This window comes from Pseudomonas sp. S34 (assembly GCF_009866745.1).
In the GTDB taxonomy this organism is placed as follows: Bacteria; Pseudomonadota; Gammaproteobacteria; order Pseudomonadales; family Pseudomonadaceae; genus Aquipseudomonas; species Aquipseudomonas jessenii.
On record NZ_CP019398.1, the window covers coordinates 2,295,857 to 2,321,871 of the forward strand.

At 61.5% G+C, this 26,015-nt stretch carries 27 protein-coding genes and 1 pseudogene; 23 read left to right on the plus strand and 5 right to left on the minus strand.

Annotation, left to right across the window (positions count from 1 at the left end; translation table 11 throughout):
- Window positions 1–13: 13 nt before the first annotated feature.
- Together PspS34_RS10265 and PspS34_RS10270 are read left to right on the plus strand one after the other, a co-directional pair.
- Window positions 14–580, plus strand: coding sequence for a flavodoxin family protein (locus PspS34_RS10265; RefSeq protein WP_150814710.1), 567 nt, complete (start codon window positions 14–16; stop codon window positions 578–580).
- A gap of 43 nt (window positions 581–623) precedes the next feature.
- Window positions 624–1,448: an alpha/beta hydrolase gene (locus tag PspS34_RS10270; RefSeq protein ID WP_159389659.1), complete on the plus strand. Its 825-nt coding sequence runs from the start codon at window positions 624–626 to the stop codon at window positions 1,446–1,448.
- Window positions 1,449–1,484: 36 nt separating this feature from the next.
- Here PspS34_RS10270 and PspS34_RS10275 read toward each other — a convergent pair whose 3' ends face one another.
- Window positions 1,485–1,946, minus strand: a complete 462-nt coding sequence (locus PspS34_RS10275) for an AraC family transcriptional regulator (RefSeq protein ID WP_159389660.1) — start codon at window positions 1,944–1,946, stop codon at window positions 1,485–1,487.
- A 160-nt stretch (window positions 1,947–2,106) separates the two neighbouring features.
- On the opposite strand from PspS34_RS10275, the gene PspS34_RS10280 reads away from it, so the two are divergent.
- The 6 genes from PspS34_RS10280 (at window position 2,107) to ycaC (ending at window position 8,684) form a co-directional block, all read left to right on the plus strand.
- On the plus strand, window positions 2,107–3,024 hold the full coding sequence (locus PspS34_RS10280) for a LysR family transcriptional regulator (protein ID WP_159389661.1): 918 nt from the start codon (window positions 2,107–2,109) through the stop codon (window positions 3,022–3,024).
- A 1,573-nt stretch (window positions 3,025–4,597) separates the two neighbouring features.
- Complete coding sequence (locus tag PspS34_RS10285; RefSeq protein ID WP_090454692.1) at window positions 4,598–4,864, plus strand: DUF6124 family protein; 267 nt, start codon at window positions 4,598–4,600, stop codon at window positions 4,862–4,864.
- Window positions 4,865–5,132: 268 nt separating this feature from the next.
- The gene (locus tag PspS34_RS10290) at window positions 5,133–5,549 is read left to right on the plus strand and encodes a DoxX family protein (protein ID WP_090454694.1); all 417 of its coding nucleotides are present in this window, start codon (window positions 5,133–5,135) and stop codon (window positions 5,547–5,549) included.
- Window positions 5,542–6,150, plus strand: a complete 609-nt coding sequence (locus PspS34_RS10295; RefSeq protein WP_090454696.1) for an antibiotic biosynthesis monooxygenase — start codon at window positions 5,542–5,544, stop codon at window positions 6,148–6,150. The genes PspS34_RS10290 and PspS34_RS10295 overlap by 8 nt, the downstream gene beginning before the upstream one ends.
- Window positions 6,150–7,988, plus strand: a complete 1,839-nt coding sequence (locus PspS34_RS10300) for an amidohydrolase (RefSeq protein WP_057715505.1) — start codon at window positions 6,150–6,152, stop codon at window positions 7,986–7,988. The genes PspS34_RS10295 and PspS34_RS10300 overlap by 1 nt, the downstream gene beginning before the upstream one ends.
- A gap of 69 nt (window positions 7,989–8,057) precedes the next feature.
- Entirely contained in the window at window positions 8,058–8,684 is a 627-nt protein-coding gene (gene ycaC, locus PspS34_RS10305) for an isochorismate family cysteine hydrolase YcaC (protein ID WP_102672891.1), read from the plus strand.
- 120 nt (window positions 8,685–8,804) lie between these two features.
- On the opposite strand, the gene PspS34_RS10310 is transcribed toward ycaC, so the two are convergent.
- Complete coding sequence (locus tag PspS34_RS10310; RefSeq protein ID WP_057715504.1) at window positions 8,805–10,232, minus strand: mechanosensitive ion channel family protein; 1,428 nt, start codon at window positions 10,230–10,232, stop codon at window positions 8,805–8,807.
- A gap of 145 nt (window positions 10,233–10,377) precedes the next feature.
- Between PspS34_RS10310 and PspS34_RS10315 the strand changes: the two genes are divergently transcribed.
- Window positions 10,378–11,274, plus strand: coding sequence for a LysR family transcriptional regulator (locus tag PspS34_RS10315; protein WP_154862393.1), 897 nt, complete (start codon window positions 10,378–10,380; stop codon window positions 11,272–11,274).
- 150 nt (window positions 11,275–11,424) lie between these two features.
- On the opposite strand, the gene PspS34_RS28790 is transcribed toward PspS34_RS10315, so the two are convergent.
- The 3 genes from PspS34_RS28790 to gspG all read right to left on the minus strand — a co-directional run bounded on the left by PspS34_RS28790 (window position 11,425) and on the right by gspG (window position 13,764).
- On the minus strand, window positions 11,425–11,955 hold the full coding sequence (locus PspS34_RS28790; protein ID WP_159389662.1) for a hypothetical protein: 531 nt from the start codon (window positions 11,953–11,955) through the stop codon (window positions 11,425–11,427).
- A gap of 172 nt (window positions 11,956–12,127) precedes the next feature.
- Window positions 12,128–13,315, minus strand: coding sequence for a type II secretion system F family protein (locus PspS34_RS10325; protein WP_154862394.1), 1,188 nt, complete (start codon window positions 13,313–13,315; stop codon window positions 12,128–12,130).
- Between the two features lie 14 nt (window positions 13,316–13,329).
- Window positions 13,330–13,764 carry a type II secretion system major pseudopilin GspG gene (gene gspG, locus PspS34_RS10330; RefSeq protein ID WP_057715501.1) on the minus strand — a complete coding sequence of 145 codons (435 nt, stop codon included), beginning with the start codon at window positions 13,762–13,764 and terminating at the stop codon, window positions 13,330–13,332.
- Between the two features lie 196 nt (window positions 13,765–13,960).
- On the opposite strand from gspG, the gene PspS34_RS10335 reads away from it, so the two are divergent.
- From PspS34_RS10335 to PspS34_RS10400, 14 genes and pseudogenes are all read left to right on the plus strand, one after another.
- Window positions 13,961–14,569: a transglycosylase SLT domain-containing protein gene (locus tag PspS34_RS10335; RefSeq protein ID WP_159389663.1), complete on the plus strand. Its 609-nt coding sequence runs from the start codon at window positions 13,961–13,963 to the stop codon at window positions 14,567–14,569.
- A 471-nt stretch (window positions 14,570–15,040) separates the two neighbouring features.
- Window positions 15,041–15,697: an SCO family protein gene (locus PspS34_RS10340; RefSeq protein ID WP_150814701.1), complete on the plus strand. Its 657-nt coding sequence runs from the start codon at window positions 15,041–15,043 to the stop codon at window positions 15,695–15,697.
- A gap of 8 nt (window positions 15,698–15,705) precedes the next feature.
- Window positions 15,706–16,041, plus strand: a pseudogene (locus tag PspS34_RS10345) (hypothetical protein); the annotation flags it as partial.
- A gap of 9 nt (window positions 16,042–16,050) precedes the next feature.
- The gene (locus PspS34_RS10350) at window positions 16,051–17,601 is read left to right on the plus strand and encodes an ABC transporter substrate-binding protein (RefSeq protein WP_159389665.1); all 1,551 of its coding nucleotides are present in this window, start codon (window positions 16,051–16,053) and stop codon (window positions 17,599–17,601) included.
- A gap of 364 nt (window positions 17,602–17,965) precedes the next feature.
- Window positions 17,966–18,499, plus strand: coding sequence for a response regulator (locus PspS34_RS10355; protein WP_102672812.1), 534 nt, complete (start codon window positions 17,966–17,968; stop codon window positions 18,497–18,499).
- 83 nt (window positions 18,500–18,582) lie between these two features.
- Window positions 18,583–20,289 (plus strand): GspE/PulE family protein, encoded by a 1,707-nt coding sequence (locus tag PspS34_RS10360; RefSeq protein ID WP_159389666.1) that lies wholly within the window; start codon window positions 18,583–18,585, stop codon window positions 20,287–20,289.
- Window positions 20,270–21,073 carry a hypothetical protein gene (locus tag PspS34_RS10365; protein WP_057715493.1) on the plus strand — a complete coding sequence of 268 codons (804 nt, stop codon included), beginning with the start codon at window positions 20,270–20,272 and terminating at the stop codon, window positions 21,071–21,073. The genes PspS34_RS10360 and PspS34_RS10365 overlap by 20 nt, the downstream gene beginning before the upstream one ends.
- A 1-nt stretch (window position 21,074) precedes the next feature.
- Complete coding sequence (locus PspS34_RS10370; RefSeq protein WP_057715492.1) at window positions 21,075–21,620, plus strand: PilN domain-containing protein; 546 nt, start codon at window positions 21,075–21,077, stop codon at window positions 21,618–21,620.
- Window positions 21,607–22,155, plus strand: a complete 549-nt coding sequence (locus PspS34_RS10375) for a GspMb/PilO family protein (protein WP_159389667.1) — start codon at window positions 21,607–21,609, stop codon at window positions 22,153–22,155. Before PspS34_RS10370 ends, PspS34_RS10375 begins: the two co-directional genes overlap by 14 nt.
- Entirely contained in the window at window positions 22,155–22,673 is a 519-nt protein-coding gene (locus PspS34_RS10380) for a hypothetical protein (protein WP_159389668.1), read from the plus strand. The genes PspS34_RS10375 and PspS34_RS10380 overlap by 1 nt, the downstream gene beginning before the upstream one ends.
- Window positions 22,670–24,496 carry a secretin N-terminal domain-containing protein gene (locus PspS34_RS10385; RefSeq protein ID WP_090454713.1) on the plus strand — a complete coding sequence of 609 codons (1,827 nt, stop codon included), beginning with the start codon at window positions 22,670–22,672 and terminating at the stop codon, window positions 24,494–24,496. The genes PspS34_RS10380 and PspS34_RS10385 overlap by 4 nt, the downstream gene beginning before the upstream one ends.
- 2 nt (window positions 24,497–24,498) lie before the next feature.
- The gene (locus PspS34_RS10390) at window positions 24,499–24,972 is read left to right on the plus strand and encodes a type II secretion system protein (RefSeq protein WP_090454714.1); all 474 of its coding nucleotides are present in this window, start codon (window positions 24,499–24,501) and stop codon (window positions 24,970–24,972) included.
- Between the two features lie 4 nt (window positions 24,973–24,976).
- Window positions 24,977–25,351, plus strand: a complete 375-nt coding sequence (locus PspS34_RS10395) for a type II secretion system protein (protein WP_057715487.1) — start codon at window positions 24,977–24,979, stop codon at window positions 25,349–25,351.
- Window positions 25,326–25,865, plus strand: a complete 540-nt coding sequence (locus PspS34_RS10400) for a type II secretion system protein (protein WP_154862399.1) — start codon at window positions 25,326–25,328, stop codon at window positions 25,863–25,865. Before PspS34_RS10395 ends, PspS34_RS10400 begins: the two co-directional genes overlap by 26 nt.
- Window positions 25,866–26,015: the final 150 nt, after the last annotated feature.

Below are 26,015 nucleotides of genomic sequence, written 5' to 3' on the forward strand. Positions count from 1 at the left end.
CAAGGACAAACCAATGAGCAACGTGGTGGTGGTCTATCACAGTGGCTACGGGCACACCCGGGTCATGGCCGAAGCCGTGGCCGGTGGCGTGGAACGGCACCTTGGCAGCACCTGCCAGTTGATCCCGGTCGAAGAGGTAGACGAGCACTGGGAGCGGCTGCACTACGCCGACGCCATCATTTTCGGCGCGCCGACCTACATGGGCAGCGCCTCGGCGGCCTTCAAGGCGTTCATGGAGGCCACGGCGGCGTTCTACCTGACCCAGCCCTGGCGCGACAAACTCGCGGCGGGCTTCACCAACTCCGGCAGCCTGTGCGGCGACAAGCTCAACACCTTGCTGCAAATGACGGTGTTCGCCGCCCAGCACTCGATGATCTGGGTCGGCCTCGACCTGCTGCCGGCACGCTCCAGCACCGGCGCGTTCAACGGCCAACTCAATCGCCTGGGCAGCTCACTGGGCGCCATGGCCCAGTCGAATGTCGAGCAATCCCCCGACGATGCCCCTCCGCCCGAGGATCGCTGCACAGCCGCGCACCTGGGCGAGCGAGTGGCGCGCCTGGCCGATCGCCTGCGCCACTGACCCGTTTGATTCACCCCCAATCCTCGTTAAGGAGGCATCACCCATGAGCACTTTCACTACCCGCGATGGCGTCGAGATTTACTACAAGGACTGGGGCACCGGTCAGCCGATTGTCTTCAGTCACGGCTGGCCACTGAACGCCGACAGCTGGGAATCGCAGATGATCTTCCTGGCCTCCAAGGGCTATCGGGTCATCGCCCACGACCGTCGCGGTCATGGGCGTTCCAGCCAGCCGTGGTCGGGCAATGACATGGACCATTACGCCGACGATCTGGCACAGTTGATCGAGCTGCTCGACCTGCAAAACGCCGTGCTGTTCGGCTTCTCCACCGGCGGTGGCGAGGTGGCGCGTTACATCGGTCGCCACGGCACCGGCCGCGTGGCCAAGGCCGGGCTGATTTCCGCGGTGCCACCGCTGATGCTCAAGACCGAAGCCAACCCCGGCGGCCTGCCGCTGGAAGTGTTCGACGGCATCCGCCAGGCCTCGCTGGTCGATCGCTCGCAGCTGTACATTGACCTCGCCAGCGGCCCGTTCTTCGGCTTCAACAAGCCTGACGCGAAACCGTCCCGGGGCATGATCGACTGGTTCTGGATGCAGGGCATGATGGCCGGCCACAAGAACGCCTATGACTGCATCAAGGCGTTCTCGGAAACCGACTTCACCGAAGACTTGCAGAAGTTCGACGTGCCGACGCTGGTGGTGCATGGCGACGCGGATCAGGTCGTGCCGTATGAAGCGGCGGGCGTCTCCTGCGCCAAACTGGTAAAGGGCTCGACCCTGAAGATTTACCCGGGCGCCCCTCACGGTTTGACGGACACCCATAAGGATCAGCTCAACGCTGACCTGTTGGCGTTCTTGAAAGGTTAAAAAGCCGGATCAAGGGATCGCAGGTTTCGCCAGCGCCTACACGGTAACCTGCATACCCGTAGGCGCTGCCGAAGGCTGCGATCTTTTGCCATTGTGGACGATGCCACGGACAAACTGACAGCGCCAGGCAAACGGATTGATGCCTTCGCTGCGGGTGAAGATGTGGCAGAAGTGCGCCTGATCGCAGAAGCCGCATTCGAGGCTGATCTGCGTGAGGCTGAGGTTGGTGTGCTGGATCAATTGCTTGGCCAGGGCAATGCGCTGCTGGCGAATCCAGTCCTGTGGCGAGAGGCCGGTGCTGCACTTGAACGCGCGGGAGAAGTGACTGCGCGACAGGGCGCAGGCCTGCGCCAGTTCGGTGACTTCCAGGCTGTCGCCCAAGCGTTCGAGGATCAGTTGTTTGACCAGCTTTTCGCGCTGCGGGCTGAGGCCGCCGGTGTTTTTCTTTGGCACCGGCGTGAATGACGCGGGGGCGGCATTTTGCTGAACGTGAGCCATGGCGAATGTCCGTGTCGGTAGGCTTCATTCTTGGACCCGAAGGCTCTGGCTTACGAGTTAATCGTTGTTAATTTCTCGCTCACCGCGGGAAGTCTTGGGTAAAGTCAGACACAATTCTCATCCTCGCGCCCGGCCGAACACACATAAGGAACCCGTGCCTATGAACCGTAACGATCTGCGTCGCGTCGACATGAACCTGCTGGTGATTTTCGAGGCCCTGATGTTCGAAAAGAACCTGACCCGAGTCGCGGAAAAACTGTTCATGGGCCAACCGGCGGTGAGCGCCGCGCTGGGGCGTTTGCGCGATCTGTTCGACGATCCGTTGCTGCTGCGCAACGGACGCGGCATGGAACCGACGGCGCGCGCATTGGCGATTCTCAAGGAATTGCAGCCAGCGATGGACACCATCTCCGGTGCGGTCAGCCGGGCCAAGGAACTCGATCCTGCGACCAGTTGCGATGTGTTTCGCATCGGGTTGTCGGACGATGCCGAGTTCGGTTTGTTTCCACCGTTGCTGCGTCAGTTGCAAGAGGAAGCACCGGGCATCGTCGTGGTCGTGCGGCGAGCCAATTACCTGTTGATGCCAGTGCTGTTGGCGTCGGGGGAAATTTCGGTGGGCGTGAGCTACACCACGGATCTGCCGGCCAATGCCAAGCGCAAGAAGCTGCGCGATATCCCCTGCAAAGTGCTGCGCGGCGACACCCGGCCGGGGACGCTGACCCTGGATGAGTACTGCGAGCGGCCCCATGCGATGGTGTCTTTTTCCGGCGACCTGAGTGGCAACATCGACCTGGATCTGGCGAAGGTCGGGCGTAGTCGTCGTGTGGTGCTGGGGGTGCCGCAGTTCAGTGGATTGCGGGCGTTGCTCGCCGGGACCGAGATGATTGCCACTGTGCCGGATTATGCGGCGTGTGCGTTGGTCGAGGGCTGTGGCTTGCGCGCTGAGGATCCGCCGTTCGAGATTGAGGCGGCGCAGTTGTCGATGGCCTGGAGCGGGGTGCATGACAATGATCCGGCGGAGCGGTGGTTGCGGTCGCGGATCGGTCAGTTCATGTCTGTGGCTTTGGATGTTTCATAGGTGTTGACCTTGGCGGCCTCTGGGCCGACCAGGTTCTTGGTTGATTGAGTACATATCCGTTTCTTCGGTAACGGCGGCTGGTGGTTTCGCCCTTACGGCGAGTCCCTTTTGGCAAACGCCCCAAAAGGAACCAAAAGGTCTCGCCCCTTACGTACGGCCCCTCGCTTGGGCTCGGGGTTCCTTCGCTCCGGTATTCATCCGGGGGCATTGCCCTCCGGTCGGCTTCGCTTCGACCTACATGCAATGAGTTCGACTGCGTCGAACGGCGCTGCGCGCCAATCCCCGGATGAACACCTCCGCTCAGCCTGCCGAGGGGGCGGGTGGATCAAGATCAAAAGCTGCAGGCGAGCTAACGCTCGGCCTGATGAGTGGTGAGAAGCGACGCGGTGGTGCGGGATGCTCTGCTTTTTGCTCTTCTGTGGGTGCGAGCTTGCTCGCGATGGTGGCCTGCCAGCCGACCAATTTCTTTCAAGTGTACCCAGCCCAACTGTAGGAGCGAGCCTGCTCGCGAAGGCGGCCTGCCAGCCGACCAATCACTTGCTGATGCACACCGATCAAATTGTGGGAGCGAGCTTGCTCGCGAAGGCGACCTGACAGCCGCCCAATCACTTGCAGGTGTACTCAGCACCTGTGGGAGCGGGCTTGCCCGCGAAGGCGGCCTGCCAGCCAATCAATTTCTTGCTGATGTACACCGATCAAATTGTGGGAGCGAGCTTGCTCGCGAAGGCGACCTGACAGCCGCCCAATTACTTGCAGATGTACTCAGCAGCTGTGGGAGCGGGCTTGCCCGCGAAGGCGGCCTGCCAGCCAATCAATTTCTTGCTGATGTACACCGATCAAATTGTGGGAGCGAGCTTGCTCGCGAAGGCGACCTGACAGCCGCCCAATCACTTGCAGGTGTACTCAGCACCTGTGGGAGCGGGCTTGCCCGCGAAGGCGGCCTGCCAGCCAATCAATTTCTTGCTGATGTACACCGATCAAATTGTGGGAGCGAGCTTGCTCGCGAAGGCGACCTGACAGCCGCTCAATCACTTGCAGATGTACTCAGCACCTGTGGGAGCGGGCTTGCCCGCGAAGGCGGCCTGACAGCCGACCAATCTCTCACAGACATACGCTGATCCACTGTAGGAGCGAGCTTGCTCGCGATAGCGGTGTATCAGTCAACATCAATGCCGGATGTAATGCCGCCATCGCGAGCAAGCTCGCTCCCACAGGGAATGTGCAGTGTTCTGACAGCCCTGTTTAAAAGCCGTCAGCCTTTATTCCTGAAAGCCACACCGCCTTGCGTCGTTGCCTACAACTACGCCAGAATCCGCCGGCTTGTGAGTCTTGGCCCTGATCTCTATCGTTCTCCACGTCGCTGCCCATTCAGCGATCGGGTTTAGCAGCTCGGTAAATTTCAAGGCTCGCCAGTGTCACCTTCAGATCAGTTCGATCTGCAATTTGGTGGCTGTGCGTGGGGCACTTCGGTGCGCCGGGTTCCTTGATCCCTGGTCTGCTAACCCGCGTACAGCCGCCACCCAATTCGTTTAGCAGCGACTTGTGGCGGCTCCATTGATCAAGGAGCTTGACCATGTTCAAACCCACCCCCAATCCCCCGAAAGCCCCGGCACCACCACACAATCCCAGCACGATGTTTCTCATCGCCCCCGACATCAACACCGAAACCCTCTTGGCCCACGCCTGCGAATCCCTGGCCTCGGCCAGCATCATGGCCAGTGACCTTGCGGGGTTTCTGCAAAGCCCTCATCGCAATGCGCTGCTGGGGATTGCGCAGATCATCATGTTGGGTGAGCTGGCGGTGAACCGGGCGCTGGATAATCTCGACCCGCAAGACTAGTCCAGTAGCAGCAAGCAACGAGTAACCCTGTAGGAGCGAGCTTGCTCGCGATGGACGTCAACGATAACGCGTGCTGCCTGATTGATCGTGTTGTCCAGACGTTTTTCGCGAGCGAGCTCGCTCCCACAGGGTTCTATGTCGTTTGGTCGATCTCGGTCTTCACGCAAACAGAGCACGTACATTCAATTTTTCCTTCCACCGCCCCGGCACTATCGAATCCTGTCCCGGCGCATCGACGCCGGTGGTTTTTCATTTGTGCGGGTAGGCCATGGACACTTCGCGAAGTGATGATCGGGCGCAAGACTGGGGGCTGCTGTTCCTGCGGGTCAGCGGCGGGTTGTTCCTGTTGTGGGTACATGGCTTGCCCAAGTTGCTTCACTACAGTGCCGAACTGCAAAGCATCGAAGACCCTTTCCACCTGGGCACGAATCTGACGCTGATGCTGGCGATTTTCGCCGAGGTCGTGTGCCCGCTGCTGATCGTCGCCGGGTTGCTGGCGCGTCTGGCGTGTTTGCCTATTCTGTTTTTGCTGTGGGTGTCGATGTTGATCGTGCATCCGCAGTGGACGCTCTTCGAAGGCCAGTTCGGCTGGCTGTTGCTGATCGTGTTCACCAGCATTTTCATCGCCGGGCCGGGACGCCTGGCACTCAATGTCCGTTTCGCCGGAGCCTTGCGTTATGTCTGAATCCAATCGCCGTGAGCCGGCAAGTCCGGGGCCTGATGAGGTGGTGACCCTGATCGTCAAGCATCGGGTCAAGGCCGGTTTCGAAGTGCCTTATGCCGCCTGGCTGCGCAACATCGTCAAGGTGGCCGCGCAGAACGTCGGGCACTTGGGCGTGGATGTGGTGCGTGGCAAGAATGCCGGCCTCGACACCTACACCTGCGTGCTGCGCTTTTGTTCGACCGAGGCGATGCAGCGCTGGCTCGATTCACCGCAACGCCAGGAACTGGTCGATGAAGCCGCGCCGATGCTGGCCGATGGCGACCAGACCGAAATCAATCCGGTCAACGAGTTCTGGTTCTCGCCCCAGGCCGAGGCCAGTACGCCACCGCCGCGCTGGAAGCAGGCCGTGGTGACGCTGCTGGTGATCCTGCCGCACACCTTGCTGGTGCCGCTGCTATGGGGGCCGTTGTTGCGGCTCAACGCCTTGCTCTCCAATTACGTGGTGGCCACGTTTCTGATCACCCTGACCATCGTGCTGTCGGTGGTTTACATCTTCATGCCCATGGCGACGCGTCTGTTCGCGCCCTGGCTGTCTCCCGCCACATTGCACGAGGAACCGTGATGAACGCCGATCTGATTCTGTTCAATGGTCAATTCCATACCGTTGACCGCGAAAAACCGCTCGCCAGCGCCGTGGCGATCAGCGACGGGCGTTTTGTCGTAGTCGGCAACGATGCCGAAGCCATGGCCCTGCGGGGCTCGAACACCCAGGTGATCGACCTCAAAGGACGTTGCGTGATCCCTGGGCTCAACGACTCACACTTGCACTTGATCCGTGGCGGCTTGAACTACAACCTGGAACTGCGTTGGGAAGGTGTGCCGTCATTGGCCGATGCCTTACGCATGCTCAAAGAGCAGGCCGACCGCACGCCGACCCCGCAGTGGGTGCGGGTGGTCGGTGGCTGGAACGAATTCCAGTTCGCTGAGAAGCGCATGCCGACCCTGGCGGAGCTCAATCAGGCGGCGCCAGACACGCCGGTTTTCGTGCTGCACCTGTACGACCGCGCCTTGCTCAACCGCGCCGCGTTACGCGTCGCCGGGTACACCCGCGACACGCCGAACCCGCCGGGTGGCGAGATCGTGCGTGACGCCAATGGCGAGCCGACCGGCATGCTGGTGGCGCGGCCCAATGCGATGATTCTGTACTCGACCCTGGCCAAGGGGCCGAAGCTGCCGTTGGAGTATCAGGTCAACTCGACCCGTCAGTTCATGCGCGAACTCAATCGCCTGGGCCTGACCAGTGCCATCGATGCCGGCGGCGGTTTCCAGAATTACCCGGACGATTACCAGGTGATCGAGCAGTTGGCGAAGGACGAGCAACTGACCGTGCGCATCGCCTACAACCTGTTCACCCAGAAGCCCAAGGAAGAGTTGACCGACTTCAAGAACTGGACCGGCAGCGTGAAGCTGCACCAGGGCGATGATTTCCTGCGGCACAACGGCGCCGGGGAAATGCTGGTGTTCTCGGCGGCGGACTTCGAAGACTTCCTCGAACCGCGCCCGGACCTGCCGCAAACCATGGAAGCCGAACTGGAGCCGGTGGTGCGCCATCTGGTCGAGCAACGCTGGCCGTTCCGTTTGCACGCCACCTACAACGAATCCATCAGCCGCATGCTCGATGTGTTCGAGAAGGTTAATCGCGACATTCCGTTCAACGGCTTGCCGTGGTTTTTCGACCACGCCGAAACCATCACCCCGCAGAACATCGAGCGGGTGCGGGCGCTGGGTGGCGGCATCGCGATTCAGGATCGCATGGCGTTCCAGGGTGAATATTTCGTCGAGCGTTACGGCGCGAAAGCGGCCGAAGCCACGCCACCGATCAAACGCATGCTGGCCGAAGGCGTACCGGTGGGTGCCGGTACCGACGCCACGCGGGTGTCGAGCTACAACCCGTGGACCTCGCTGTACTGGATGGTCAGCGGTCGCACCGTCGGAGGTATGGAATTGCACGCCGAAGGCCTTTCACGCCTGACGGCGCTGGAACTGTTCACCCACGGCAGCGCCTGGTTCTCCTCGGAGCAAGGCAAGAAGGGCCAGATCAAGGTCGGGCAACTGGCTGACGTCGCGGCCCTCAGTGCAGATTTTTTCAGCGTCGATGAAGAGGCGATCAAGTGGATCGAGTCGGTATTGACCGTGGTCGGCGGCAAGGTGGTGTACGGCGCCGGTGACTTCGAGAAGCTCGGGCCGGCCAGCGTGCCGGTGCTGCCGGACTGGTCGCCGGTGGTGAAGGTGCCGGGCCACTGGCGCCCGACTTCGCCGATGCAGGCCCAGGTTCACCATTGCAGCGGCCCGTGCGCGGTGCATTCCCACAGTCATGAACGGGCGCGTCTGTCGAACGCGCCGGTCAGCGATTTCGCCGGTTTCTGGGGCGCCTTTGGCTGCTCGTGTTTTGCCTTCTGACTCTTTTAAAAAAGCGCCGGCCCAACAGGTCGGCGCTGACTGCAACAACCATCCACCAAGGAGTTTCCAATGAGCAACGTTCCCTACAAACGCCTGAACAAAGACGATGCTGTGGTATTGCTGGTCGACCACCAGACCGGTCTGATCTCGCTGGTACAGGATTTCTCGCCCAACGAGTTCAAGAACAACGTGCTGGCGCTGGGCGACATCGCCAAGTTCTTCAAACTGCCGACCATCCTCACCACCAGTTTCGACAGCGGTCCGAACGGTCCGATCGTGCCGGAACTCAAGGCGCAGTTCCCGGACGCACCGTTCATTGCACGCCCGGGCCAGATCAACGCCTGGGACAACGAAGACTTCGTCAAGGCGATCAAGGCCACCGGTCGCAAGCAACTGATCATTGCCGGTGTGGTGACCGACGTGTGCGTGGCGTTCCCGACACTGTCAGCCATTGCCGAAGGCTTTGAGGTGTTTGTGGTGACCGACGCTTCCGGCACCTTCAACACCACCGTGCAACAAGCGGCCTGGGCGCGCATGTCGGCCGCCGGTGCACAACTGCTGAACTGGTTCTCCGTGGCCTGCGAGCTGCAAGGCGACTGGCGCAACGACATGGAAGGCCTGGCCAACCTGCTGTCCGAACGCCTGCCGAACTATCGCAACCTGATCAACAGCTACACCAAATTTACTGCCCAATAATCGCAAAACCTGTGGGAGCGGGCTTGCTCGCGAAGACGGAGTATCAGTCACAGCAATGTTGCCTGACACACCGCTTTCGCGAGCAAGCCCGCTCCCACAAGGTTTTGTGTGAACCTTGGATCAGCGACTCTGCAACCAACTCAAAAACCCACCTTTCCTGACCGCTACCGGTTTGGCCATCAACGCCATCCGGCTGTTCTGCTGGCGCACCGCCTGCAGCTTGTTCAACGCCCGGTCGACTTCCCGTCGTTGCGCCATGCAGTTGCGGGTCAGTGATTTGTCGAGGCGGTAGATGATGCTTGAGGTCATGGCGGTGAACCGTGCCTGGGACGGCGTGTCGGCGAGGATGCTTTGTTCGCCCATGACTTCACTCGGCCCCATGCGCCCGGCTTCGATCTGCGTGCTGCCGTTGGGGACGGTGGCGCTGACCACGCCGGTGGCGATGACGAACAGGCTGTCCGGTACTTCATCCAGATCCAGCACCACCTCACCGGCCGCGTATTGCTGCGCCACCATGTTCTGGGCCAGGTGATCCCGTTCCTCGGCGCTCAGGGAGCGGAATATTTTCACTTCATCGAGCAAGGCCCGTGCGCGGGTCGACGGCTCGATCACGCCATCGGGTTGCCGGGAAATGCCTGCCGCTTCGAGGTGCCGATGGGCCAGGTCGAACAGTTGATTGCGTACTTCACCCTTTTTGCCCAATTCGGCGATGAAGCCGCTGGCCACGTATTCGGACATGGTTTCGCCGGCCTCCTTGAGCACGGCTTTCGGCGCCGGATCGAGCAGCAGGCTGCTACTGCCCTGAAGGGTGCGGTCCAGGGCATCGAGTACCCGACGCGGGCGGATGTGGTTGGGCACCTGAATGCTGATCGACACGCCGTGCATATTGAACGGGCGGCTGAGATTGACGATCTTTGCCTTGGCCGCCACCGAGTTCGGCACTACAGCGGTGCTGCCGGCGCTGGTCAGCAGGTGGGTGGCGCGCCAGTCGATGTCCAGCACCTTGCCTTCAATACCGTCGATGGAAACCCGGTCATCGACCTGATACGGCTTGGTGGTATTGAGCACGATGCCGGAGAACACGTCGCTCAAGGTGCTCTGCAATGCCAGACCCACCACGATGGCGACGACGCCGGAGGTCGCCAGCAAACCTTTCACCGGCAGCTCCAGCACGTAGCCGGCGGCGGCCACCACGGCAATCAGGAACACCAGTGCACCGATGACATCCTGCAACAGCCGGCCGCTATGGCCGATGCGCCGCATCAGGGCCAGGCCGATCACTTCGGTCAGCACCCGCGCGACGTACAGCCACCAGAGAATCCCCAGGGCCGTGGCCCCCAGTTGTGCCACGCGATCATCGGCAAACAACGGCGCCTGCAACGGGCTGACGCCGGCGTTGATGAGCACCGCGCTGAACAGCACAAACAGCGCCAGGCGCACACCGACCCGGCTGACGCGATGCTTGAACGGCGCGAGGTGCCACAGCAGGGCGTCGATTACCAACAGCAGTGCACTCAGGGAAAGCAAATGCTCAAGGAGCAAGGACATGGGGAAACTCCATTTAAATGCTTGAGGCAAACAGATCGCAGATCCTTCGGGGAAGGTGATTTCAGTGCGGTGAACGAAGATTAATGGTGTGCCTGAAAGGGAACAAGCGGCTATAAAGTGTTTGACTGTCAACCGGGAAGTGACAATGAACCCATTCGAAGATATGCGTATTTTTTGCCAGGTCATGGACTCCGGCAGCTTCACGGCGGCCGCCGATCAACTGGGGCTGTCCAAGCAGTTTGTCAGCCGCCGCTTGATGCAACTCGAAGAGCGCCTGGGCGTGCGCTTGCTCAATCGTTCGACCCGGCGCCTGGATGTCACGCCGCTGGGGCAGAGCTATTACGAGTCAGCCTTGCGCCTGCTCAGCGAAGTCGAACAAGTGGAGCAGGGCATCGCCGGCCAGACCACCGAGCCACGGGGGACCATTCGTGTGAGTGCGCCGCTGTCGTTCGCGCTGGCGCATCTGGGCTGCCTGTTGCCGGTGTTTTTGCAGCGCTATCGCGACGTGACGGTGGAGATGGATTTGAGCGATCGTCCCGTGGATTTGCTCGGTGAGGGCTACGACCTGGCGCTGCGCATCGGCACACTGGAAGACTCGACACTGATCGCCCGACGCATTGCCTCCATTGAGCGGGTGTACTGCGCAAGCCCGGCGTACCTGACCGAACGCGGCACACCGCTCAAGCCTGAAGATTTGCACGGTCACGACTGCCTGCCGTACGGCCATGGTCGACAGGTGCAATGGCGGTTTGCAGGGCAGGGCAAGCCATTGAGCGTCAATGTCAGCGGGCGGATGCGGGTCAACAACGGTGAATTGCTCAAGGACGCGGCGATTGCCGGGCTGGGGATCACGTATTTGCCGACGTTCATTGTCGGCTCGGCGTTGAAGGATGGACGGCTGGTGGAAGTGCTGGAGGATTTTCGGCCGGAGCCGCTGACGTTGTCGGCGGTCTATCCGCAACACCGGCAAAGTTCGCGGCCGGTGCAGGCGCTGGTTGAGTTCTTGCGCGAACGGCTGGATCGGGTTGAAGGTGGCTTGTAGAAGTGCGCAGTGCCCGACTCAAACAAACCTGTGGGAGCGAGCTTGCTCGCGATGGCGTCGTGTCATCCAACATTGAAGTCGTCTGACACTCCGCCATCGCGAGCAAGCTCGCTCCCACAGGGTTTTGTGTTGTGTGGGAATCAGTGGGAATCAGCTCCTTTTGTCATCACCGGGCTCGGCATGGACACCACGGTCATCACCGGGCTCGCCATTGGCATGGACACCACGGTCATCGCCGGGCTCGCCATTGGCATGAACGCCATGATCGTCGCCGACTTCACCGGACCGATGAACGCCATGGTCGTCCCCAGGTTCATCATGGGTGCCGCTGCGTCCTGAGGACGAGACCGATCCGGAGTGGCTCGAACCGCTGTTGGCACTGCCATGGCCACTGTTGCTGCCATGGTCGCCACTGTGGCCGCTGCCGCTGTTGCCACCACTGCCGCTTCCACCATGACTGCCGCCGCCACCACCGCTACCACCGCCGCCGCCACCACCGTGACTGCCGCCACCACCACTTCCGCCACCGCCACCACCGCCACCACCGCCACCACCGCCACCACTACCCCCATCCTTGGCCTGAGCGCTGGAAACTCCAGACAGACTGTCCGGAATCAATACGGTAGACGCCGACAGAACCGCGCCAATAGCTACTGCCAGTAAAAGCTTATTGATGAGCATGTCGTTCTCCGTCCTGTAATTCAGATTGGAACCTTCATGAACAGTGCAATGTGCTGATTTTTCCCCGTGGGAACTTGATGAACAGTTCAGCGCACCGATTTATTCGGCGGGAACATTGAAAAAGAGTGCAGCGTTCAGCTGGACCCGCGTCTAAAGGGTCAGTTTCAAAGAGTCAGTGAATGCTCGAGGCCAGTTCAAAAATCGGGATGTACATCAGGATCACGATCACCCCGATCAACAGACCGATGAAGGTCATGAGCAAGGGTTCGAACAGCCGCACGAACCATTCGATCCAGCGGCTGATTTCTTCGTCGTAGAAGTCGGCGCTGCGCTCCATCATCTGCCCGAGGTTGCCGGACTGTTCGCCGGCTCGCAGCAGGCGCAGGGACACGGGGGTCACCAGGTGATTGAGTTCCAGCGCGGCAGAGAGTGATTGCCCCTCGCGCACCCGGTCGCAGGCCTGGTCCAGGCGCGTGCGGGAGGCGACGGTGAGCAGGCCACGGACCATGCCCATGGCGGTGACCAGGGGAATGCCGCCTTGCAGCAGAATCCCCAGTGAACGGTAGAAGCGCGCCAGTTCATACATGAAGATGCGCTGGTGCACCGCAGGGAGTTTTTCGATCAGGTGGTCCAGCCCCCGACGAAAGGCCGGCTGGCGCTGGAGCAGGGTGAGGGCGACGATGATGGCCAACAAGCCACCGAAGAATTCACCCTGGTGGGCGTGCAGGAACATGCCGCTGCTCATCAGGATCTGCGACATCCAGGGCAGGTTCGACCCCAGTCCTTCAAACACCAGGCTGAAGCGCGGCACGACATACCCCATCAAAAACAAAACCACGCCACCGCCCACAACCAGCAACAGCAAGGGGTAGATCGAAGCGCTGATGATCTTTTGGCGAACCTCGTCCATGCGTTGGCGATAGCTGACATAGCGGCCCAGGGCATCGCCCACGGCGCCGGTCTTTTCACTGGACTGCACCAGCGCCACGTACAACGGGGGGAAAACCGCCGACAGCTGGCTCAAGGCCTGGGAAAACGATTTGCCCTCGTAAAGCAGGCGGACCAACTCGTTCAAGGTCTTGCGGGCCTGTGGCGCGTTTTCCTTTTCCGCCAGGCTTTCCAGGGCATCGATCAACGGCAGACCGGCGTTGAGCAGGGTGGTCAGTTCCTGGCTGAACAACACCAGGTTGAACGTCTCGCGCTTGTGCAGGCGCAAGGCGCGCCAATGTCGTTCGGCGTGCAGGCTGACCACTCGCAGGCCCTGGTCTTCGGCGATGCGCCTGGCTTCGCTGTGCCCCGGTGCCTCGACGGTCATCGAGACCACACCGGCCTTGCCGACAGCCTTGAGATGAAAGCGCATGGTCGCCATTCCCGTCAGTTCCAGTTGGTGACTTCGGCGTTCTCGCCTTCGCCACCGGGCTGCCCGTCCTTGCCCATGGACAACAGGTCGTACTCGCTGTTTTCACCGGGATAGCGATAGGCGTAGTTGCGGCCCCAGGGGTCTTGCGGGAGTTTTTTCTGCAGGTACGGGCCGGTCCAGCGCGGTTCGTCGGCGGGGGCGGTGACCAGCGCCTGCAAACCCTGTTCGGTGGACGGGTAATGGCCAACTTCCAGACGGTAAAGGTCCAGTGCCTTGCTCAAGCCTTCTATCTGCGCCTTGGCCACTTTCACTTCGGAGCGACCCAGTTGGGCGAAATACTTCGGCGCCACGATGCCGGCCAACAGCCCCAGTACCACCAGCACCACCAACAGTTCGAGCAAGGTGAACCCGCTTTGGGTTCGCCGGGCATAACACAGTCGCTGATTCATGATGACCTCATAACAGTCGGCAGCAGAGTTGCCATGTAGTTGCATGCAATTGCCATGCTCACGGTTGCTGACCCTTGCGCGCCCCCCTTGCTACGGGCCTTCTCGCTTACGGCACAGTGCTTGCGTATGGCTGGTGCACGACTGGCCATTGGGGCAATACCCCCAATTTTCGGGGCCGGAAAGGGGAGGTATAACAATGAAGACACTCACCGCCGGATTGCTGGGTTTCCTTGTGTTGGCCAGCGCCGCACAGGCCGATGTGTTTGTTTCCGTGGACGCCAATGGCGGCTACGTCCTGTCCAATGTCCACCGCCCCGGACGCCAATATGTACGGGTGATTCGTGAGCCCGATGCGCCGGTGGTCAGCCTCGATCAGCAACCGCAGATGATCGCCGCGCAACCCTATGCCGAGCTGGTGGCGGCGGCGGCCAGGGCCAACGAACTGCCGGCGGCGCTGCTGCACGCAGTGATCAAGACCGAATCGAGCTACAACGCCCGCGCCACCTCACCCAAGGGCGCTCGCGGGCTGATGCAATTGATGCCCGCCACCGCCCGCGAAATGGGGGTGACCAATGTCTACGACCCCAAGGCCAACATCCAGGGTGGCGCCCGCTATCTCAAGCGCCTGATGACGATGTTCGACAACGATATCCGGCTCGCCGTGGCGGCCTATAACGCCGGCCCGCAAGCGGTGCTCAGCCGGGGCAACGTGGTCCCGCCGTTCGCCGAAACCCAGCGTTATGTGCCCAGTGTGCTGAACCAGTATCGGCGTTTGCAGGGGTTGCCCGCGGATGCGCCGCTGTGATCGAACACCCGGGGAAATTTCCCCAATAGTGGGGAATAGTGGCCCCGGCGAAAAAGTGGGGGGATTGGGTGGGGAATATCCCCCGACCAATCAAGTCGTGATCATAACAATCTGATTAATAAAGTATTTTTTTGTGGCATGCGGATTGCTTCGGACGATTTATCGAAGTGTTCCCCCGATAACCCGCAGCGAGGCCCGAGTCCATGATTGGCATATCCCACGCTTGGTCCTTGATTGATTTGCTTACCCCCCCCTGTGGGAGCGAGCTTGCTCGCAATGACTGCTTTCCACTCGCCAACGATGTCGACTGTCAGTCCGCTATCGCGAGCAAGCTCGCTCCCACAACGGGGCGGTTAAGACAGGTACAGATCGGTAAAGAGGAATGTTGCTGAAAACAGGACCAACCCTTGTCCGGCGTCGTGCCGGAATTTCGGGTCAATCCCGGTGATACCCACTAACGAGGAAACCGACATGGACCGATTCGCGCATTGCGGCCTGCTGACGTTTTGCCTGTTGGCCTTCGGTATCGACCAGGCGCTGGCTCACTCGGCGGACGAGCACACCGGGCACGACATGGCGGCCAGCACCGCCAGCCCGGAGAACGCCCGGATCAGATTTGCCGACGTGGCCCTGCTGGACCAGAACGGCAAGGTCGTCAACCTGGAAAAAGACCTGGTCAGCAACAAAATCGTGGTCATGGGTTTCATTTACACCCGTTGCACCACGGTCTGCCCGGTGATGTCCTCGATCATGGGCAGGGTGCAGAAACAGTTGGGCGCGCGGGTCGGCACCGAGGTGCAATTGGTGTCCATCAGCATCGACCCACAGCATGATGATCCCCAACGCCTGAACGACTACGCCCGCACCTTCCAGAAAGGGCCGGGCTGGAGCTGGCTGACCGGTTCGCCGCAGGCGGTCGATGCCACCCTCAAGGGCCTGGGCGTCTACAGCGGTGACTTCGAGAATCACTCGCCACTGATTCTGGTGGGGGACGGCAACAACCGCTACTGGACCCGCTACTACGGTCTCACCGAACCGACAGAGCTGGCCCGGGCCGTCGAGAGGCTCAGAGGCGAACGCAACGCCCACGCCAAGCACACCGCCATCGCCATGGAGCACCAGCCATGAGCGCCATCGACAGGAAAACCTGCTTCCCCGACACACCCTTGCAGGACCAGAACGGCAGCACCTTTATCTCCCTTACCAGTGATCCGCTGCGCAACACTCCAGCGGTACTCAAGGCTTGCACCTTGAAACAGGGCATCGATGGGCCCCACTGGTTTTTTCTTACCGAAGACAAGGTGCAAATGGACCTTGTATGGGGTCGCATCGACCAGATCGTGCCGACCCCCTTGCAGCACTCCACACGGTTGATCGTCGGTGACGTGGCGAACAAGCGCTGGAGCAAAATCCGTCCCGCCGCCATTGCCCAGCGCTTGCAGTTGCTGACAATGCCCGTGGCCAGTCGCTGAGCCAGGGCCATGAATACTGCCCTCGTCCTTGGCCTGCTGCTCTTCGGCAGCATCGCGCTCACCGCCCAGGCGCTGCCGCTGAGTCTCAGCGAAAGTGCCGGTAAACGGTTGTACCACGAAGGCGTGTCGGCCAGCGGCGAACCGATCATGGTCCGGGTCGGCGCAGAGGGCGTGCTGCTGCCGGCCACCCGCCTGCCGTGCGCCAATTGTCATGGCGAGGATGGCCTCGGGCGCCCGGAAGGCGAGGTACGACCGCCGGACCTGCGCTGGTCGCGACTGGCCAGCAGTCAAGGCCAGCAGCACATCAACGGCCGCAGTTATCCGGCCTACAGCGAAATCACCCTGGCGCGGGCGGTGCAGGAGGGGCGCGACCCGGGCAACAATCGGCTCGATCCGACGATGCCACGGTTCGTGTTGTCGATGATCGATCAACGCAACCTCACGGCGTACCTCAAGCACCTGGCCGAAGACCGCGTTCCGGGACTGGCCCCCGACAGTCTGCACCTGGGTACGTTGTTGCCGGGTTCCGGCCCCTTGGGCGAGGAGGGCATCACGGTGGCAGCGGTGCTCAATGGCTGCGTGGCGCGCATCAACGAGGCGGGCGGAATTCATGGCCGGCAGTTGCGCCTGACCATCCTCGACCCCGGCGCCGACCGCGCCAGTGCCGAAAAGGCGCTGGACCGGTTGATCAATGAAGAGCAGGTGTTTGCCCTGATCGCACCGATGGCGCCGGCATTGGACCTGAACTTCGCCATGCGTCTGGAACAGGCCGGCATTCCCCTGATCGGGCCGCTGTCCTTGCAGGGCACGCTCCACACCAGCCCGCAGATATTCGAGCCACTGCCGGGCCTTCGCGACCAATTGATCGCCCTGGCCAACTACGCCAGTGCGAGCCTGCGGGTGCTTCAGGGGCCGACGCTGATCGCCTACCCGGACGAACCCGGCCAACGGCTGGCGGCGCAGGAGCTCGGCAAGTACTTGCAGGGGCACGCCTGGCAAAAGGTGCGCCTGCAAGCCTATGACCCGGCCGGGGATGATTTTCCCTTGGGGTCGCGCTCGGTGTTTTACCTGGGCAGCAGCAGCGGCTTCAGTCGTCTGGCCGAGCGTTTGCAAACGGCGGGGCAGGTGCCTTACCTGTTCGCCGCCTCGAACCAGGTGGCGGGTAATCTGATGCAGGTGCCCAGCGGATTTTCCCGACGGGTGTTCCTGGCCTATCCGTTCGTGCCCAGCGACTGGACTCAGGCTGGGCGCCTGGCCTTGACCCAGTTGCGCGAACACCAGGGCCTCGGTGGCCAGCATGCGGTGCTGCAAGTGGGCGCGTTCAGTTCGATGATGCTGCTCAGCGAAGGCATGAAGCAGGCCGGGCGCAATGCCAGTCGCGAGAAGCTGGTCAGGGCCCTGGAAGGCTTGCGTGACTTCGATACCGGGCTGACACCGCTGATCAGCTTTGGTCCGGGCCGGCGCCTGGGCTTGAGCGGTGCCCATATCGTCACGGTGGATCTGCCGGGCCAGCGTTTCTATCTGGTCGCACCCTATAAACCCATTGCTGCCACGCCCTGACTGGAGGCCGATCATGAAACTCGATACCGCCCGGTGCAGACGCTTCCACTGGCGAAACCGCAGGGCTACGCTTAACCGGGATGAGGGCGTCGGCGCCATTGCGCTCGCGCAATCGAATCGAACGGATTGCCGATCAATAGGGGGTTTCCCCAACAGTGGGGGGAAAAGTCCAGTGCCAATCACGTCGCTTTCCCCGTTTTTGGGGGATGGAACTGCGCTACGAAAAGGCATTGTTTTTTAAATTCAAGGACATGAAGTCCTCAAATTACCGGTGCCCAGCCTGGCATGAAGTGTGCGTTAGTCCTGTCAGGACGCGCACTCCGTCAGGTTCAAAATCCGGACCTGCGGTTTCAAGGAGTCCACCTTGTTGAATAAAGTACTGGTTGTTGATGACGAACAGTTGCTGGCGGAGAACCTCCAGGGTTACCTGCAGGCGCAAGCACTGGAAGTCCGGATTGCCCACGACGGTGCGAAAGGAATCGCTGAAGCCGATGATTTCGCGCCCGATGTGATGGTGTTCGATTACCGCTTGCCCGATATGGAAGGCTTTCAGGTGCTCGATGCCGTCCGCCAGAACAGGAAGTGTCATTTCGTGCTGATCACAGGGCATCCAACCGCAGAGGTTTGCGAGCGGGCCCGGCAACTGGGCGTCAGCCATATCCTGTTCAAACCGTTTCCATTGGCGGAATTGGCCCGTGCCGTGCTTGATCTTCTGGGCAGGCAACGCGAACCCAAAGTGGGGGTGAGCACTTCCGAAGGCTTTGTCGAACGACGCCAGAGCAGGACCGAGAGTTTCCCGCTGCAGTTGTACGACGGTAGCTGGGTGCTGGCAGATCGCCGAAAAAGTACATCGGCCTCCAAGGCGCCAGACGACGAACAATTGCTCACCGGGGAGTAGTGGCGCGACAAGACGTTCCGGCCTCCGCCGAATGGCTCGCCGCGCCGACAGGGCCCAAAGCCCCGGGCGTAGGAGAGCAAGCCATGGACCGTCTATCCTTTGCCGTAGATCCGGCGCAACCGGAATGTTCACCGACTCGTTTTACCAGTGAGCAACTGGCCCAGGCCCGAGCCCTGGCCACCAGTTCCGGCGAGCGGATGCTGGACGCCCTGGGGCGGCTGTGCGCACTGGCTCCCATGCCTTTCATTCAATGCCTCGGCGTAACCCTGCACTACCCGGTGCTCGACACCGACAGCCTGTTCAATTCCACGCCGGTGTTCGACCGGGTGACCCTGGCCCAATGCCTCAAGCGCGAATTCACCCTGTTGCGTCACAACGATGCGGTCATCGGTGTGTTCGCCGACCCCTTCGACAGTGCACGCCTGGCCTGGATCGATGAGTGCCTGCAAGGCGCGCCGCTGTACCTGGTGCATGCCGATGACCTGAAGGCCTATCTGGCGCGTCACGAAGAAAGCTTCCATGCGGTGGAGTCGCTCAACGCCCAGAGCGACGCCGGCGCCGAAACCGATAACCTGCAAAGCCTGTCCCTGACCAGCATCAGCGAAGATTCCAGCGTCGTGGTCAAACTGGTCAACTCGACCCTGTACGACGCGCTGAAAATGCACGCCAGCGACATCCACCTCGGCACCACCGGCAGCGGCCTGGTGATCAAGTACCGGATCGACGGCGTGCTCAACAACATCAGCAAAATCCAGGGCAGCGAGTTCGCCGAGCAAGTGATTTCCCGGGTCAAGGTCATGGCCGAACTGGACATCGGCGAAAAACGCGTGCCCCAGGATGGTCGCTTCAAGATCGGCATCAGCGGCCGGCAGATCGACTTCCGGGTGTCGATCATGCCGAGCATTTTCGGCGAAGACGCGGTGCTGCGGGTACTCGACAAACAGGACCTGGCGGACAAGGTCTGTGGCGTGCAGTTGCAGGCCCTGGGCTTTGAAGAAGAAACCCTGCGCCAACTGCGCCGGCTGGCCGCCGAACCCTACGGCATGGTGCTGGTGACCGGGCCGACCGGTAGCGGCAAGACCACTACCCTGTACGCGATGATCACCGAGATCAATCACGGCGTGGACAAGATCATCACCATTGAAGACCCGGTGGAATATCAACTGCCGGGCGTGCTGCAGATCCCCGTCAACGAGAAGAAAGGCCTGACCTTCGCCCGGGGCCTGCGCTCGATCCTGCGCCATGACCCGGACAAGATCATGGTCGGTGAAATCCGCGACCCGGACACCGCACAGATCGCCGTGCAATCGGCGCTCACCGGTCACCTGGTGTTCACCACCATTCACGCCAACAACGTGTTCGACGTCATCGGCCGTTTCACCCAGATGGAAATCGATCCCTACAGCCTGGTCTCGGCACTCAATGCCGTACTGGCCCAGCGTTTGATCCGCCTGGTCTGCACCAGTTGCAGCAGCCCCTACAGCCCGACGCAAGAAGAGCTGGAGGTCTCGGGGCTTGATCCGCAAAAGGTCGCTCACTACCGGTTCGTCCATGGCAAGGGCTGCGGACATTGCCGGGGCACCGGTTATCGCGGGCGTAGCGCAATTGCCGAGTTGCTGCACCTGGACGACGAATTGCGGCAAATGATCGTCGAGCGCCAACCCATTTCGAAAATCAAGGCGCACGCCTGCAAACGTGGCTTGCGCCTGTTGCGCGAGTCGGCGCTGGAGATGGTGGAACAAGGCCGGACGACTCTCGAGGAGATCAATCGTGTCACTTTTATCTCGTGAGCAATTTGTCGCCGTGCTCGGCGCAAGCGGTGTTGGCCTGGGGCAGCGGCAAGGTGCTGCAACCCACTGGCTGGGCAGCGTCGGCTACATTGACGAAGGCTTCCAGGCCTGGACGGTGGCCCTCGATACCCTCGACCGTTTGTTGGCCGAACACACCGTTGCCAGGGCGGAACTGACGGTGGTGATCTCCGGGCACTTCAGCCGCTATTGCCTGGTGCCCTGGAGTGAGCAGATCAGTAGCCCGGCCGAATTGCTCGGCTTCGCCCAACTGTGTTTCGAAGACCTCTACGGTGCCCCGACACAACCCTGGAGCCTGGTGCTCTCGGCCGAACCCGCCGGTTACGACCGCATCGCCACCGCGCTGCCACAGGACTTGCTCGAACGCCTGCGCGCCCTGGTCAGGGCTCGCGGTTTGCGCTTGCGTTCGGTGCAGCCGTACCTGATGACGGCGTTCAACCATTTCGATAAAAGCTTTGAGGCCGGGGATTTCCTGTTCGTGGTCGCCGAACCGGTGCGCAGCGTGTTGCTGCTGGCCAGGGAGGGGCGCTGGACCTCGGTGCGATCGGTGGGCAGCAGCGACAGCGATGCGGCGCTGACCGCGTTGATCGGTCGTGAACACCAGTTGCAGGCTTCCAGCAGCGAACGGCCGTTGAATGTCTACCTGCATGCACCGGCGCGCATCGATTCGCCTCCTGACGTGCCTGGTGTGCATCTGCGCACCCTCGAAGAAGACCGGACAGCCGTACGCGATTGCCTGTACCTCATGTCTCGGGCGGTGGCCTGACATGCGCCCCCTGATGCTCGACTTTCAGCCGCGCCGCCGTGCAGGCCCCTTGGGCTGGAGCCTGCTGGCCGGTGGCGTGGTGCTGACACTGACCTGCCTGCTGGTGCAACAGCACCTGAGCCACGAAGCCGAACAACAGCAAGGTCATCTGCAAATCACACAGCGAGTGCTCACCGGCGATACCGGCAGCAAGCTCAGCCTGACCCCGGCGCAAATTCGCGAGCAGGCGCATAACCTGGCGGAAATGCGCAAGGTCTCCCAGCAGTTGCGCCGCCCTTGGGAACGCCTGTTCGCCACCCTCGAAGCCATGCCGCGGGACAACATTGCCCTGCTGACCCTGACCCCGGACGCCCGCAAGGGCCAGGTGCGGATCAGCGCCGAGGCACTGGACCTGGACGCCATGCTCGATTTCCACCGCCGTCTCGAAGCCAGCGACGAGCTGTCCGACGTATCGCTGCTGAGCCACGAAATTGTCGCCAACGTGCCGGAACACCCGGTGCAGTTCAACCTGTCGGCTACCTGGGAGATCGGCGATGCAAATCCATAAATTGATCGTCCACGAATACCTGCAAGGCCTGGGCATTCCGGGGCTGGCAGGGATGGCCATGCTGGTGCTGGCGCTGAGCTATGGCCTGGTGGGATTGCTGCCGGACTGGGAGTCGCTGCAGAGCCTCAGCCAGCAGACTCGCGAAGCCACCGAGTACCTGGCCAAGGTCGAAGACGGCAGCGTGGCCGCGCCGGTGGTGCCGCAGCGCCAGCTCGACGATTTTCGCAGCAAGTTGCCGTCCCAGCCCCAGGCCACCGTGGCCATCGACAAGATCTACGCCCTGGCCGCCCAGGAACGCATCACCTTGTCCCGGGGTGAATACTCCCTGGGCGTGGACCCCAAGACCCAGCTGGCCCGTTATCAGATTCTGCTGCCGGTACGTGGCAGCTATCCGCAACTGCGGCGTTTCCTGCACGCCTTGCTCGGCCAGTTGCCGGCGGTGGTGCTCGAGGATGTGGAGCTACAGCGCAAGAATATCGCCGATACCGACCTGACCGGGCGGATCCGCATGACCCTTTACTTGTCGAGGTCATGATGAATACCAAACGAGTGTCGGGTTGGGTGGCGTTCTTCGGTGTAGCGGCAGCGCTCGCCTGGCTCCCCGAATACTTCAATCAGGCCGGCGACAGCGACCTTGCGGTGGCCACCGTGGCTACGCCAGCCAAGGGCAAGACCCCTGTCGCATCGACGGCTGCATCGAGCGCCGCTGCGCTGGCGCCGATCAAGGACCTGAGCCCGGCAGGCGACCTGTTCGCCGCCCGCAGCTGGATAGCGGCGATGGCCCCGGGCACCGTCACTGAACAACCGGTAGTCGTTACTCCTGTGGTGCAAGTCCCCACTGCACCACCGTTGCCCTTCCAGTTTGTCGGCAGGCTGGATGACCGTTCCGATCTGCAGGTGTTTTTGCAGAGCGGCGAAAAAATATACGTCGTGCGCAAAGGGGATGTCATCGACGAAACCTGGCGGATCGAGCGGATTTCCGATAAGGAACTGAGCCTGGTCTACCTGCCTCTGCATTTGGCGCAGACCTTGTCTGTGGGGAGTACGGAATGAACAAATCCCGTTTGCTGATGAGCCTTTGTCTCTGCGCGGGGCTGGCCGCATGCAGTTCGGCGCAGGTTGCCAGGGATGAAGCTTCGGCCCTGATCGAATCGGGCCAGTATGAAGCCGGTCTGGCGCGCATCGAAGAAGGATTGCGGGAAAACCCTCGCGATACCGAACTGCACATGGCTCTCAACAGCGGACGGGCCCGCGCCGTGACGGCGCTGCTGACCCAGGCCGACATGGACCGCACCCAGCGTAATTTCGCCGGGGCCCGCATGACTTACAGCCGGGTCTTGAACATCGAACCGAACAACCGTCGTGCCCAGGATTCCCTGCGCCAGCTCGACTACCTGCGCAGCATGGATGAGAAACTCGAACTGGCCCGTGGCGACCTGCGTCGCGGTGACATCTATGGTGCCGACCGCCAGGTCAGACAGATTCTCGAACTGGACCCGAAGAACGAAGGCGCCCTGGAACTGCAAGGCAGCATCCGCCTGGTGCAGAGCCGCAACGTGGTGCAGTACCCACAACTGCGCACGCGCCTTGACCGGCCGGTGACCCTGGAGTTTCGCGATGCCAACCTCAAGACCATTTTCGAAGTGCTGTCCCAGGTCGCCGGCCTGAACTTCATCTTCGACAAGGACCTGCGCCCGGACATGAAAGCCACGATCTTCGTACGTGACGTGCGTATCGAAGACGCCGTGGATCTGCTGCTGCAACAGAACCAGCTGCATCAGAAAGTGGTCAATGAAAACACCGTGCTGATCTACCCGGACTCGCCGCAGAAACTCAAGGATTACCAGGAGTTGGTGATGCGCACCTTCTACCTGACCAGCATCGATGCCAACACGGCGTTGAACATGATCAAGACCATGCTCAAGACCCGCGACGTGTTCGTCGATGAGCGCCTCAACACCCTGACCATGCGCGATACCGGTGACGCTGTGCGCATGGCGGAAAAACTCCTGCAATCGCAGGACCAGTCCAACCCGGAAGTGGTGCTGGAAGTGGAAGTGATGGAAGTCGCCCGCCAGCGCATTCTCGACCTTGGCCTGCAATGGCCAAACACCTTCGGCGTGGTCAACAGCGACGGATCGGCGGTGACCCTTCTCGATCAGCTCAAGGGCATCAACTCCGGCCGCATCACGATCTCGCCATCGCCCCAGGCCAAGATCAATGCCCAGGACAAGGACATCAATACCCTGGCCAGCCCCGTGATTCGGGTCAGCAACCGCGAACAGGCGCGCATCCACATCGGTCAGCGCGTGCCGATCATCAGCGCCACCTCGGTGCCTTCGACCCAGGGCCCGGTGATCACCGAAAGCGTGACCTACCTCGACGTCGGTCTGAAGCTCGAAGTGCAGCCCATCGTGCACCTGAACAACGAAGTGGCGATCAAGATCGCGCTGGAAGTCAGTAACGCCACGCCGCTGACACCGACCGCTCAGGGCACCATTCCGGTCCAGGTCGATACCCGCAACGCCCAGACCACCTTGCGTCTGCATGACGGCGAAACCCAGATCCTCGCCGGTCTGGTGCGCGACGACCACGGCGCCACCGGCAACAAGATTCCCGGCCTTGGCGACATTCCCGGCCTGGGTCGCCTGTTCGGCAGCAACAGGGACGACGTCATCAAATCCGAACTGGTGCTGTCGATCACCCCGCGGATCGTGCGCAATCTGCCGTACCAGAGTCCGTCGGACATGGAATTCCCGACCGGTACCGAAACCAGCATGCACATCCAGGCACCGGACCGTTCGATGAGCACCACGGTTCAGGTCAACCCCATGACCGCCCCGATCGCCACCACCGTTACCGTCGGGAAGCCTTGATCATGAACGCCTCGCAACGCGGTTTTACCCTGGTCGAAGTCGTGGTGACGCTCGCCCTGGTCGGCCTGCTGGCCGGCATGGCCGCACCGCTGACCGAGACCGTGGTGCGTCGGGGCAAAGAGCAGGACCTGCGAACCGCGCTGTACCAGATCCGCGATGCCATCGACGCTTACAAACAAGCCTTCGACGCGGGCTACATCGAGAAGTCGCTCGACAGCAGCGGCTACCCGCCGAACCTGCAGGTACTGGTCGAGGGTGTGCGTGACACGCGCAGCGCAAAGGGCGCCAAGTTCTACTTCCTGCGACGTATCCCCCGTGACCCGCTGGCAGCCGTCAAGCGTGACGACGAGGGCGGCTGGGGCCTGCGTTCCTATGACAGTTCGGCTGAGAACCCGCGCGAGGGCCAGGACGTCTTTGACGTTTACTCCAAGGCCCGCGGCAAGGGCCTCAATGGCATCGCCTACCGAGAGTGGTGAGCATATGCGTCGGCAAAAGGGCTTTACCCTGATTGAACTGATGGTGGTCATGGCAATCATCGCGACCCTGATGACGATCGCCTTGCCACGCTACTTCAGCAGCCTGGAAGCTTCCAAAGAGACCACCTTGCATCAGAGCCTGTCGTCCATGCGCGAGGCGCTGGATCATTACTATGGAGACACCGGGCGTTATCCCGATTCCATCGAACAGCTGGTCGAACTGCGCTACCTGCGCAACCAGCCGCTGGACCCGATTGCCGAGCGCAAGGACACCTGGGTCATAGTCGCGCCACCGGATGGCGTGGCGGGCGGGGTGGCCGATATCAAGAGTGGGGCCAGCGGGAGGGCGCGTGATGGCAGCCTGTATTCCGAGTGGTAAACCTTCGAACCAGGACGGCTTCACCTACCTGGGCGTGCTGTTTCTGGTCGTCGTGCTGGGCATGGGCCTGGCCAGTGCCGGCGAGTTGTGGGCCACCGCTGCGCGCCGCGATCGCGAAAACCAGTTGCTCTGGGTCGGTACGCAATATGCCCAGGCGCTGCGCAGCTATTACCGCAGTTCGCCCGGTATGGCCCAGTATCCGAAAGAACTCAAGGACCTGTTGCAGGACGAGCGTTTTCCGTCGGCCAGGCATCATCTGCGGCAGTTGTACCCGGAGCCGATGACAGGTGGCGAATGGGAGCTGATGCGTGATTTCGACGGGCGGATCAGCGGTGTGTACTGCCCGTCCGAGCAGAAGCCGCTCAAGCAAGAGAACTTTCCCAGCCAGTGGGCGGACTTCAAAGGCATGGCCAGCTACAAGGACTGGCAGTTCGTGGCCGAGAAAGTCTCCTTCGAAGGTACCGACGGGCCGCCGAAAGCACAGTCCACCGGGCCCCAGGCATTGCAGCCTTGAACCTTCAGCCAACACATTTCCGCCAAATGTACCCGGTCCAATTGTGGGAGCGGGCTTGCTCGCGAAGGCGGCCTGACAGCCGACCTGTCTTTTGTTGACCGTGTACATATCCATTGCTGCGGTAACGGCGGCTGGCGGTTTCGCCCTTAC

Coding starts and splice junctions, on each gene's coding strand:
- PspS34_RS10270 (WP_159389659.1), top strand. CDS start 624: ATGAGCACTTTCACTACCCGCGATGGCGTCGAGATTTACTACAAGGAC.
- PspS34_RS10295 (WP_090454696.1), top strand. CDS start 5,542: ATGTCTGAATCCAATCGCCGTGAGCCGGCAAGTCCGGGGCCTGATGAG.
- ycaC (WP_102672891.1), top strand. CDS start 8,058: ATGAGCAACGTTCCCTACAAACGCCTGAACAAAGACGATGCTGTGGTA.
- PspS34_RS10375 (WP_159389667.1), top strand. CDS start 21,607: ATGCAAATCCATAAATTGATCGTCCACGAATACCTGCAAGGCCTGGGC.
- PspS34_RS10395 (WP_057715487.1), top strand. CDS start 24,977: ATGCGTCGGCAAAAGGGCTTTACCCTGATTGAACTGATGGTGGTCATG.
- PspS34_RS10390 (WP_090454714.1), top strand. CDS start 24,499: ATGAACGCCTCGCAACGCGGTTTTACCCTGGTCGAAGTCGTGGTGACG.
- PspS34_RS10275 (WP_159389660.1), bottom strand. CDS start 1,946: ATGGCTCACGTTCAGCAAAATGCCGCCCCCGCGTCATTCACGCCGGTG.
- PspS34_RS10265 (WP_150814710.1), top strand. CDS start 14: ATGAGCAACGTGGTGGTGGTCTATCACAGTGGCTACGGGCACACCCGG.
- PspS34_RS10280 (WP_159389661.1), top strand. CDS start 2,107: ATGAACCGTAACGATCTGCGTCGCGTCGACATGAACCTGCTGGTGATT.
- gspG (WP_057715501.1), bottom strand. CDS start 13,764: ATGAATCAGCGACTGTGTTATGCCCGGCGAACCCAAAGCGGGTTCACC.
- PspS34_RS10335 (WP_159389663.1), top strand. CDS start 13,961: ATGAAGACACTCACCGCCGGATTGCTGGGTTTCCTTGTGTTGGCCAGC.
- PspS34_RS10290 (WP_090454694.1), top strand. CDS start 5,133: ATGGACACTTCGCGAAGTGATGATCGGGCGCAAGACTGGGGGCTGCTG.
- PspS34_RS10360 (WP_159389666.1), top strand. CDS start 18,583: ATGGACCGTCTATCCTTTGCCGTAGATCCGGCGCAACCGGAATGTTCA.
- PspS34_RS10300 (WP_057715505.1), top strand. CDS start 6,150: ATGAACGCCGATCTGATTCTGTTCAATGGTCAATTCCATACCGTTGAC.
- PspS34_RS10310 (WP_057715504.1), bottom strand. CDS start 10,232: ATGTCCTTGCTCCTTGAGCATTTGCTTTCCCTGAGTGCACTGCTGTTG.
- PspS34_RS10340 (WP_150814701.1), top strand. CDS start 15,041: ATGGACCGATTCGCGCATTGCGGCCTGCTGACGTTTTGCCTGTTGGCC.
- PspS34_RS10380 (WP_159389668.1), top strand. CDS start 22,155: ATGAATACCAAACGAGTGTCGGGTTGGGTGGCGTTCTTCGGTGTAGCG.
- PspS34_RS10400 (WP_154862399.1), top strand. CDS start 25,326: ATGGCAGCCTGTATTCCGAGTGGTAAACCTTCGAACCAGGACGGCTTC.
- PspS34_RS10315 (WP_154862393.1), top strand. CDS start 10,378: ATGAACCCATTCGAAGATATGCGTATTTTTTGCCAGGTCATGGACTCC.
- PspS34_RS10350 (WP_159389665.1), top strand. CDS start 16,051: ATGAATACTGCCCTCGTCCTTGGCCTGCTGCTCTTCGGCAGCATCGCG.
- PspS34_RS10285 (WP_090454692.1), top strand. CDS start 4,598: ATGTTCAAACCCACCCCCAATCCCCCGAAAGCCCCGGCACCACCACAC.
- PspS34_RS10370 (WP_057715492.1), top strand. CDS start 21,075: ATGCGCCCCCTGATGCTCGACTTTCAGCCGCGCCGCCGTGCAGGCCCC.
- PspS34_RS28790 (WP_159389662.1), bottom strand. CDS start 11,955: ATGCTCATCAATAAGCTTTTACTGGCAGTAGCTATTGGCGCGGTTCTG.
- PspS34_RS10325 (WP_154862394.1), bottom strand. CDS start 13,315: ATGCGCTTTCATCTCAAGGCTGTCGGCAAGGCCGGTGTGGTCTCGATG.
- PspS34_RS10385 (WP_090454713.1), top strand. CDS start 22,670: ATGAACAAATCCCGTTTGCTGATGAGCCTTTGTCTCTGCGCGGGGCTG.